We start from the raw sequence: 10,432 nt of genomic DNA, 5'->3' as shown, positions 1-10,432 counted from the left end.
CTTCACCGGCGAACAAACTGATCATCTGTAGCACCCTCCGCTAGCATCGCATTACGTCAATGATGACAGGATGCTGGGGTTTTTAGAGGTTCCCAATATGCATCCACTCACGGAAAATCCCTCCAACATCCATGTGGCTCGACAACTAGGCCAGCAGATCATTCAACTGCTGGCGTTTGGCATCGCGTTCTTCACCAGCAAACAAACTGATCATTTGTGGCAACTCTCGCACGCATCGCATCGATGACGAAAGATTGCTGGGGTTTCAGAGGCTCCCTAATCTACCCAAGCAATTGATAGAACGTTGGATTATCGGCGCATTGCCCGCCACCGCATTCAAGCACGGTTGATACCAGATTGGCCACTATCACCAGGCAAAACAGGACTTTGGTGATTCCCCCCCACAGTGAAACGGATGAAGCGTCTTCTGTTGCGGGCCTATCCTTAGGACCCAGCATCATCATAACGGCAATCGCCTCTGCGGCGAACACAGATGCCAGCAGAGCCCAAGTATAGAAATGCAGAGCCAGGAAGGTAGAACCGTAACCGGCATCTCCTGGCATAATGTGCAAAAGCATCTGGCGCGCCGCGATCGAGCCCGTCACCGCACAACCCGTCAACGCCATTCCGTAATGCGCACCTTTAACGCCGAATTCCATATTGAATAAAAAACCGATGCCCATCGATATGAGCCCGACGCGCTGTAACAAACAGAGTGGACATGGCAAATCATAAAGTATCAGCTGGTAGTAAAAAGCTACCAACAGCGCTGCGCTCGTGCAGAACAGACCCGTGGCATTGAGCGCCGCCGCCAGATCGCTATTTTCAGTGACTTTTAACGAAGTCGTCATGACGAATTTCACTCAGAACGAAAGACTTAGCGAGTCGGTGGCATGGTGTCTGAACAATAACAAGGTCATCACCAACAAGATGAAAAATAAAACATAACCGGTTTTATTTTTTCCAGCTAGCGCACTGAGCACTGCACACAGTGCAATAAAAAATGGCAGAAACATAGGCGCGACAAACTCTGATTATGTCGAAAGAATATAGAAAGAAACGCTGCTAAATCGCAACCCTTGCGTCACTCCAAATAGAACCCCGATCTATTATATAAGTCCGGCGTCACACGGTGAACCGATCACCCGCCTACCGGTAACGTTTCTTATGGTGTAGACATAGTTACCGCCACGCGGGAAACTCACCTCAAAATCCCCTCTCGTCCGCACGTAATACGTCGAACCATCGGATTCAACCAACGATCCTGGCTCAGACCCTACTTCGACGCGATAATTCTTGGGTGCCGGTCCCTCGCCAATATATCTGACGATAAAGTACGCGGGAGACGAATCGAATTTTTCGCAGCCATAGTTAATGCCCATGCCATAATTTGCATTAGCACCCATTTTAAAGTCCTCGACCTGTCCTTCCGCAAAATCCCAACTTCGCTCGCCAACGCCCGCGTACCGAACTGGAATGGGCTGCACCGGAGTAAAGTCCCCCTCGTCATCGTAGTACAACGCATGATCTTTATCGAAACCTTTATCCAAGTTGCAAGAAACCGCGCTGGAATATTTGTCGAAGATCAAGTTTTCGCTCACGGGAGCCCCGGCACGGGGAGACCCCAGTTGAGCGCTACGCGCCGGCAAGCAGGTAAGCGCGATAGCGAGCACTGATGCCAGCCGGTGCCTTGAGGTAGAATGGGTTGGGTTGATATCGACAGAATAATAGTCGGCGTCGCTCCCTGCCATCTGCTGCATAAGCAACGCGTATTCGCTTATCTGCTGCCAGTTCCTCACAAGGCCGGTATTCCGCCCAAGGGTCATTGCCGTTGAACTACCGAGGGCGGTGACGATGGCGCTCGAAACTGGTCTGAATCTCGCACCTTCAGACACGGCGATAATAAGCGGGTACAGCGCACGCGAGAGAGAGTTGGCATTGACAGAGCCGTCGCCAAAGCGACTCAACGTATCGATCGCACCGTACACGGACGCCCTGGATACATTCACGTCACTCAGTTGGATATCTCCGAAGGAGCTCAATGAATCATAGGTCGAGTACATATTATACGGCAACTGAGTCGTTGCAGCGTATGGCAGAGCCAAACTTTGATATTCCGGATCGTTGAAGCGGTAGAAGATCCCGTATGCCTCATAACCGATCACATACAGATCTCTCGGCCGTAAGACGAGCCGGATCTGGCGACCACGATCATTAGAAAGCGAGACCGTTATCAGGTCGCCGACGGGGGACGTCTCGTAAACGTTACCGATCCGCGTCAGCTCCGTCCCAATCCCACGCCGGAAGTCTGAAATCGACTTGGCGTAATCGGCTTCCGTATCGAACGAAATGACAAAGTCCTTCGCAGTGCACAACGGGGAAAGTGCCAGAAGGCAGACAAGTAGAAAGACTTTTTTCATCATATGGATACCATAGTAAGAATTTAAAGCGGCAGCACCCTCGGTCAATCCCGGACCTATCGGCGCCAGCGCGATGGACCGGGCCAAGGGACGCGTTCAAGCACTCCGGAGCCAGGCGGGGGAAACCTACGCCCATGCAGGCCCTGGAGCGGGGCTTCACCACACGTACCGAAGACCGGCTTGTAGCGATACGCCATCGTATTTTTGAGGCCCAACCTGCAGCCCCAGGCCCGCCCAGGCCGATAGGTTGTTACGCAGTTCCGCTGTGGCGCCCGTCTTGACCTCGAAGTGGCTTCGCGCAGCCTCCGAATCCACGCGGAGGTCGTCGATGGACACCGAGCCCGGACGACTGCTGCGGTACCAGTCGAGCGAGGCAAACGGCTGCAATTGCCGCCCGGGCGCGCCAAACGATCCATGCAGGCCAAGCCCCACACTGTACGCAACGTTATCCGGCTGATTTGCCACAACCTGCGATGCGGTGGAGATTTCGGTATGGTCCGCCTGATGGAAGCGGTCGTAGATCACCCGAACCCTGGGTTCGAGATAAACCGATCGACCGGGGGCATCGTTCAGTCGGAAGCCATACCCGGTTTCGAACGACATCGCCACGTCCGACGCGTCATACCTTTCTTCTCCCAGCCCCTCCCCATGAACGACATTCCGGTAGCTGCCATAGCGCAATTCACCGTTGACGTAAGCCCCGACCGGCTCCTGCCCGTTGGCGAACCACGCGCCGTACACCCCACCCGTCACGCCTTTGACGGTACCGTCCGATCGCAGCGATGTGCTGGCCTGCCGCGACGACGTGCTCACACGGCCATATCCCGCCATTGCTCCCACGCGTATCGTTCCGTTTGCGCCCATGTCGGCACGATAGGCATTGATGCCCGTGAGGAACCTACTCGAATCCAGCGTGATGTCTTCGCCGTGAGTTTCGGCGTAGGACACCGTGCCGCCGCTGGCGTATGCCCACAGACCATGATCATCGTCCGTGTTCCCATGGGAACGGTCCGACGCCCTTCCCATCCGCTCCTGCACCGAGACGTCGAATAGGGATGATGCCGCGCGACGGTTCGCCAGATAGGTTCCCACCTCCGGCCGAAAATTGCTCTTAGAGACAAGATACCAATCGTCAGCCACGCCGCCGTTGCCGCCGCGCTTGAGGGTGTAGTCATATGCCCCCGCGGCGATCGTGCCGTACTGTTGGCGGTATCCTGTCGACCGACTGTCGAGACTGAACGCATCGTTGGCCGTCGTCGCTCCATTGGTCGTCTTGACAACATCGATGCCCATCGACGTCTTCGCGCCGACGCCCCCGGCGTTTTCGACGATGAGGCTCGTACTCCCGGTGGCCTGTCCGCCATCGATGACCAGGCGATCAGTCGCCGCAGCGTCGCCGCCGAGTACCGTCCGCAGCCGAACGGCACCACTATTGCCTACGTAGCCCCCACGCACCGTGACCGAGCTGCCTGGGTCAGACGCACCACCGACGGTCGAGATGTCGAGGAGACCGGCGTTGGTCAGACCGGCATCAAAGCGAAGATCCCGGCTGGCCTGATCGGATGCCTCCGCCGCGCTGAGGCCCTGCAACGTACCCTGATTGACGACAGGCGAGCTGATCGCATCCACAGCGGCGAGCGTCGCGCCCGCATTGACCTGGATAAGGCTCGCGCCACCGCTGCCCTGGCCGAGGATCAACGTACCTGCGTCGACGGTGGTGGTACCGGTCGACTGAAGGCTCGGCCCGACCGTGAGCGTTCCGACGCCATCCTTGATGAAGTTGCCGTTACCGGTCACGGGGTTCGCCAACGACCAGTCCGTGGAGGTGTCGACGACCAGTGTTCCCGCGTTGGCGACCGACGCATCGCCGAGGTTCTCCGGTGTGCGCACGCGCAAGACGGATGCCGCGTCGGCGACGCGCATCACGCCTGTGAATCCGCGGTTATCCCCACTCAGAGTGACATCCGAAGGATCGATGCTCAGCGTGCCCAAACCCGAAAGCGCGTTGGTGAGCACCCCGTTGACATCCTGCAAGGCAAGCAGGCCTCCGATGGCGATCGGCCCGCTGCCCAGGCCAGTGACCTTGGAGAGCGTGACGGTAGCGGCCGGCGCCACGTCCACCACGGCGCTTAAACCCGCATTGCCGCTGCTGATCGCGGTCGATCCACCGGTAAAGTTCAGCGTGCCGCTACCGGCCAGCGCCCCGGCGATCGTACCGCCGCCCACGCCGAAGGTGCCGCCGCCCAGATCGAGCACGCTGCCCGCAGCGCTGTCCAGCGCTCCAACCGCCTGCGTATGCCCTTGCAGATTCAATGCCGTGCCCTCAGTGAGGGACACGTGCGAGGTCGCGCCCAGCGCGTTGTCCGTGGCCAGGTCGACGGTGCCGGCCGTGAGCGACGTGCTACCGGTGTAGGTGTTCACGGCGTTGCCATACGTGAGTGTGCCACCGGTCGCATCGATCAACACACCGCCCGAACCGCTGAGCGCGGCATCGAAGGTGGCTGTGGTTGCGCCGCTGTCGGCCAAATTCAGCGCCAGGACTTTTCCGTCGTAGACATCCATGCTGCGCAGGCCCCAGGCCACGTCCAGATCATCGGATTGCTGCGACAGCTTCAGTCCCCAGGAGCCTTGGCCAATGACGTCGCCACCGCTGCCTTTTATATCCTCCACCAGCGGGTTGAGCGAGGTACCCTGGCGATCGACCAGCGTCAGATTCGACGCCGATCCGCTCAGACCGCCGGCCACCGTGTGGATAAGCGTGCTACGAACCTGGTCGCCTGAAGTGAACAGGTCATTCGTGTTGCTCTGTCCCGCTGACAGGCTGCTCAGATCGGCCGCGATGGTGCCGCTCGTCATATTGAACGACTGGGCCGTCAGGGGTTCCTGATCGACTAGGTCTAGGGTGCCGCCCGCGAGTCCGAGCGCACCGGTGGCGTTGGTCCCCAACGTAACGGTGCTGCCAACCCCCGAAACCAAGGTGGCATGGCCGAGCATGGCGCTGCCGTCGACATCGAGGGTGTAGTGACCCTTGGCCAGGTTCACCGTGCCGGCAAATGCATCCAGGCCGGAAAGATGAAAGGTTGCATCGGCCGAACCGGCACTCAGGTCGAGGGCGCCGCTGCCTTGCCACGCGTGGCCGAGGGTCAGGTCCTGCCCGGCGGCGGCCGCCACCGCGAGACGGCCGTCGATGATGCCGGAGGTCACGTTCGACACGTCCGTCGTGCTGACTTGACTACCGCTGTCCACGCTCAACGTGCCGGAGAATGCCGCCAAGCCGTCCATGACCACTTGGGTTCCGTCGGTAGCCGTGAGCTGCCCTGCACCGGTCACCGCATTGTTCAGCGTTCCCGACACGCCGCTCAAGCGCAGTGCGGCGGCGTTATCGATGGACGCCGCGCCCAACGCGTTGGCGGTCTTGAGCACCAGCGCCCCAGTGGCGACCGACACCGCTCCGTCGAACGAAGGGTTGTCTTGCGCAACGGTCCAGGCGTTGGTGCCCGACTTGACCAATCGCCCGTTACCCGACAACGCGTTGTTCAACGTGGCGTCCGAGGTGCCTTCCAGCGTCAGCAAGGCATTGTTGACGATGCCGCCCGTTCCCGCCGCTGCGGAGGTCAGCAGCGCCAGACTGCCGGCGCTGACGGTGGTTCCGCCGGAAAATGCATTGTCGTGATCGAGCACCCATTCGCCCGTGCTCGTCAGACTTCCGTCGCCGGCAACTACGTTGGACAGGGTGTTCTGCGTCGCACCGCCAAGGACCAGGGCGCCGTCCAGTGCCAGGTCGCCACCGCCCAAGCCATTGCCTTGAGAGAGCGTCACCGACGCGGTGCGGGCGACACGCACGGCGCTCTGCAATCCGCCATTCGCTCCGGTAATCAGGGTGTTACCGTCCGCGAACGTCAACGCACCGGTTCCGGAAAGGGAGCCGTCGACGGTTCCACCCGACACGCTCAGCGCGCCACCGCCCAACGTGAGCGAGCTGTTGGCCGCGGTGGTCAGTTGACCAACGGCCTGGGTATGCCCATTAAGGTGGAGGGAGGCATCCGCGGCCAGAGACAGACCCGAGGTCGCGCCCAGCGCGTTGTCCGTCGAAAGATCCACCGTACCGGCCTTGAGTGTCGTCACGCCGGTGTACGTATTGGTCGCGTTGCCAAAGGTCATGCTCCCGCCCGCGGCATCGAGCGAGACGCCCCCCATGCCGCTGAGTGCAGCGTCGAATGTGCCCTCGGTGGCACCACTGTCGGCCAGATTCAGCGCAAGCACCCTGCCTTGGTAAAGGTTAACGCCCTGCAAGCCCCACGCTACATTGAGATCGTTGGACACCTGCGCCAGTTTGAGGCCCCATGAACCAAGCCCGACGCTGCCGCCGGCGCCGTCTTTCAGCTCAGCGCTCAACGGCTCAAGCGCCGCGTCGTTGCTGTCTTTCAGCGTGAGGTTGGATGCTGAGCCGCTCAGTCCGGCGTCGGCATGGATAAGCGTGCGCTCAATGCTGTCGCCTGACGTCAGCAGATCCTGCGTGTTGATCTGGCCTTGCGCGATACCTGTCAGGTCGGCGGCAATGGTGCCACCGCTCATCGACAGCGACTTGACCGTGACGGGCGTTTGGTCTGCCAGATCCAGGGTACCGCCGGCAAGCCCCAGCGCGCCCGTGGTGGCCGTACCCACCGTGAGAAGATTGCCGGCACCGGAGACGACCGTCGCCTTGTCCAACATCGGGCTGCTGGTTGCGTCCAGCGTGTAATGCCCCTTGACGAGATTCACCGTACCGGTAAACGCATCCAGCCCGGAGAGCGTGACCGCGGTATCTGGCGACCCTGCAGCCATATCAAGCGATCCGTTTCCTGACAGTGCATTGGCGAAGGTGGTCGCCTCGTCGCCCTGCAAGGCAAGAACACCGCCAAGCGTCACGCTGCCGGTACCCAAGCCGCTGCCTTGAGACAAAGTGACCGTCGCCGACGACGCGATATTTACCGCCGCATCGAGACCGGCGTTGGCACCGCTGATGGCGGTGCTTCCTCCAGTGAACGCCAGCGATCCACCCCCAGCGAGCGAGCCATCGAGGGTTCCGCCCCCCAGGCTCAAGGTGCCGCCCCCCAGACTGAGAGTACTGCCAGCCGCAGCATCCACGCGGCCGACGGTTTGCCTATGCCCACCCAGATTCAATGTCGACGAGCTTCCCAAAGAAAGCGCGGAGGTCCTACCCAGAGCGTTGTCCGTAGCCAGATCGATGCTACCGCCGGTGAGCGCCGTCGTACCGGCATAGGTATTTAAGGCATTGCCAAACGTCATCGTGCCACCTTCAGCATCGAGCGACACGCCGCCGTCTCCCGTGAGGGTCGCGCCGAAGGTGGCCGCCGTCGAGCCGGCATCCACCAGGTCCAGCGATAGGGCTTTACCCTGGTCGATGGCAACGCTCTGGAGTTTGATGGCAATCCCGAGTGTGGTGTCCTGCTGGGCAAGCTTGCTCTGCCAGGCACCGGTGCCGATGCTGCTGCCGTCGCTGCCGTGGATGGCCGCCCGGAGAAGGCCATCGTCGCCTGAACCCTCCAGCGACAACGCGTCGGGCGACCCGATCAATGTCGTCGCGGAAATCAGGCCTTGCGCAAACGCGTATTTATTGTCGAACCAATTCCCTGTGGTCGCTTCGGTCAGAGCTACCGAGGTCGATGTGCTTGGATCGTAACGAAGGGTTCCCGAATTCAGGCGCAACGTCGCCACTTGGTGAACCGTGGAGTCGGTTCCGAGATCGAGCGTTCCGCCATTGAAGGTCAAATCGCCCGCCCCCAGCGATGCCGAGTTCCCCAGACGCAGCGTGCCACCGTTCAACGCCGTGTTGCCCGCCCACGCGTTCGTGGTCAGGGTGGTGGCGCCACTGAGGACGTTGAGGTTGAGTGTACCGCCCGTTGCCACGACCAGATTCTTGCTGAAGTCGTAGTTCGAATCGGTGTGGTTAAAGATCAGGTTGCCTGTCCCTGCGCCAACATGGATATCGCCATCGCCCGTATCGACGGTTCCCGATGCCACCGCCATATTGCCAGCGGCCGCGCCGATGACGAGAGTGCCGCTGCTTCCGTCCGTGCTGCCCAAGGTCAGTGTCCCGTCGGTAGCAAACTTCCCTCCATCGCCTACGTTGAGGCTGCCAACGCCGGCCTTGCCCACCATGACAACACCTTTGCTGTGTAACGACGACTCGGTACCGGACACCGTTACGGTACCGGAGCCCGTCGATTGCGCGCCCAGGTCAATGCCATAACCTCCAACCGTAACCGTGCCACCACTTTCGATGTTCAGCGTACCGGTGCCGGCATCGCCGACGTGCACGGCTACTGCCCCATCTAGTTCAATCGCACCGCCATCCTCGACGTTCACGGCACCCTGACCGACACTGCCGATGTTCATCGCATGACTGCTGTGTAACAACGACCCGGTACCGGACACCGTTACGGTACCGAAGCCCGTCGATTGCGCGCCCAGGGCAATGCCGTAACTTCCAACCGTAACCGTGCCACCACTTTCGATGTTCAGCGTACCGGTGCCGGCATCGCCGACGTACACGGGGCTTGCCCCCTTTAGTTCAATCGCACCGCCATCCTCGACGTTCACGGCACCCTGACCGACACTGCCGATACTCATCGCATGACTGCTGTGTAACGACGACCCGGTACCGGACACCGTTACGGCACCGAAGCCCGTCGATTGCGCGCCCAGGGCAATGCCGTAACTTCCAACCGTAACCGTGCCACCACTTTCGACGTTCACGGCACCCTGACCGACACTGCCGATACTCATCACACCCGAGTCGTGTAACGACGACCCGGTACCGGACACCGTTACGGTACCGAAGCCCGTCGATTGCGCGCCCAGGTCAATGCCGTAACCTCCAACCGTAACCGTGCCACCACTTTCGATGTTCAGCGTACCGGTGCCGGCATCGCCGACGTGCACGGTTCCTGCCCCAACTAGTCCAATCGCACCGCCATCCTCGACGTTCACGGCACCCTGACCGACACTGCCGATACTCATCACACCCGAGTCGTGTAACGACGACCCGGTACCGGACACCGTTACGGTACCGAGGCCCGTCGATTGCGCGCCCAGGGCAATGCCGTAACTTCCAACCGTAACCGTGCCACCACTTTCAATGTTCAGCGTACCGGTGCCGGCATCGCCGACGTACACGGCTCTTGCCCCATCTAGTTCAATCGCGCCGCCATCCTCGACGTTCAAGGCACCCTGACCGACACTGCCGATACTTATCGCACCCGAGTCGTGTAACGACGACCCGGTACCGGACACCGTTACGGTACCGAGGCCCGTCGATTGCGCGCCCAGACTAATCCCGTAACTTCCAACCGTAACCGTGCCACCACTTTCGATGTTCAGCGTACCGGTGCCGGCATCGCCAACGACCACGCTCGTTCCACCTCTCACGTCAAATGACGACCCGGCGCCGGACACGGTCAAGGTACCATCACCTGATGACTTAGAACCTAGGGAAAATTCATGAGCAAACGCGCCACCGCCAACGCTCAGTGTTCCGCCTTCGTTGATGGTTAGATTACCGGTGCCGACCTCGCCAATGTCGCCTAATACTAATACGCCATCCGAAGAAGATAAGTCCAAGTTGCTTCCCACACCTGAAAGAGTCAGCCCGCCCTTGACCCCAGCCGCCCCGCCCAATTTCAGATATGCCAATACCGGCACTGCGTCATTATTGATCAGCAGGCTAGAGTCGACGTCTTGTCCGATAAACAGGCGATCGCCTGCAGCGAAAAGTCCTGGTGCGTAGACCTGATCGCCAGTTACAGTGACAATTGCCGCCATGGATGCGGCTGGAAAAGCATACGCACCCACAGCGATAACAACAGCGATGCCAGCCGCCAAAGGATTTTTTCTAAATGAATGAGAGATCATAAAACCACCTGATTAGCCCCGACTCTCAGCCATGAAAATTGCTCGCTGCACGTAAAACCGGCTCTGGGCATGGTGTGGATTGCATCATGGCCGTGGCA

The 10,432-nt window shown here is 60.1% G+C and carries 4 protein-coding genes; all 4 read right to left on the bottom strand.

The window, feature by feature from the left end; translation table 11 throughout:
* Positions 1–281: 281 nt before the first annotated feature.
* Positions 282–851: a disulfide bond formation protein B gene (locus XCSCFBP4642_RS0100015; protein ID WP_029217991.1), complete on the bottom strand. Its 570-nt coding sequence runs from the start codon at positions 849–851 to the stop codon at positions 282–284.
* A gap of 12 nt (positions 852–863) precedes the next feature.
* Positions 864–1,016, bottom strand: coding sequence for a DUF5993 family protein (locus XCSCFBP4642_RS30625; RefSeq protein ID WP_425480109.1), 153 nt, complete (start codon positions 1,014–1,016; stop codon positions 864–866).
* 93 nt (positions 1,017–1,109) lie between these two features.
* Positions 1,110–2,507, bottom strand: coding sequence for a ribosome-inactivating family protein (locus XCSCFBP4642_RS0100010; protein ID WP_152527176.1), 1,398 nt, complete (start codon positions 2,505–2,507; stop codon positions 1,110–1,112).
* 69 nt (positions 2,508–2,576) lie between these two features.
* Complete coding sequence (locus XCSCFBP4642_RS0100005; protein WP_084624334.1) at positions 2,577–10,334, bottom strand: autotransporter outer membrane beta-barrel domain-containing protein; 7,758 nt, start codon at positions 10,332–10,334, stop codon at positions 2,577–2,579.
* Positions 10,335–10,432: the final 98 nt, after the last annotated feature.

The sequence above is a fragment of the Xanthomonas cassavae CFBP 4642 genome (genome assembly GCF_000454545.1).
Lineage (GTDB): Bacteria > Pseudomonadota > Gammaproteobacteria > Xanthomonadales > Xanthomonadaceae > Xanthomonas > Xanthomonas cassavae.
Note: the sequence above shows the minus strand (reverse complement) of the source record. Positions and strands in the feature narration are given on the sequence as shown.

What these genes read in the sequence shown, in the direction of transcription:
- XCSCFBP4642_RS0100015 (WP_029217991.1), bottom strand. Translation starts at nt 851, where the DNA reads ATGACGACTTCGTTAAAAGTCACTGAAAATAGCGATCTGGCGGCGGCG.
- XCSCFBP4642_RS30625 (WP_425480109.1), bottom strand. Translation starts at nt 1,016, where the DNA reads ATGTTTCTGCCATTTTTTATTGCACTGTGTGCAGTGCTCAGTGCGCTA.
- XCSCFBP4642_RS0100005 (WP_084624334.1), bottom strand. Translation starts at nt 10,334, where the DNA reads ATGATCTCTCATTCATTTAGAAAAAATCCTTTGGCGGCTGGCATCGCT.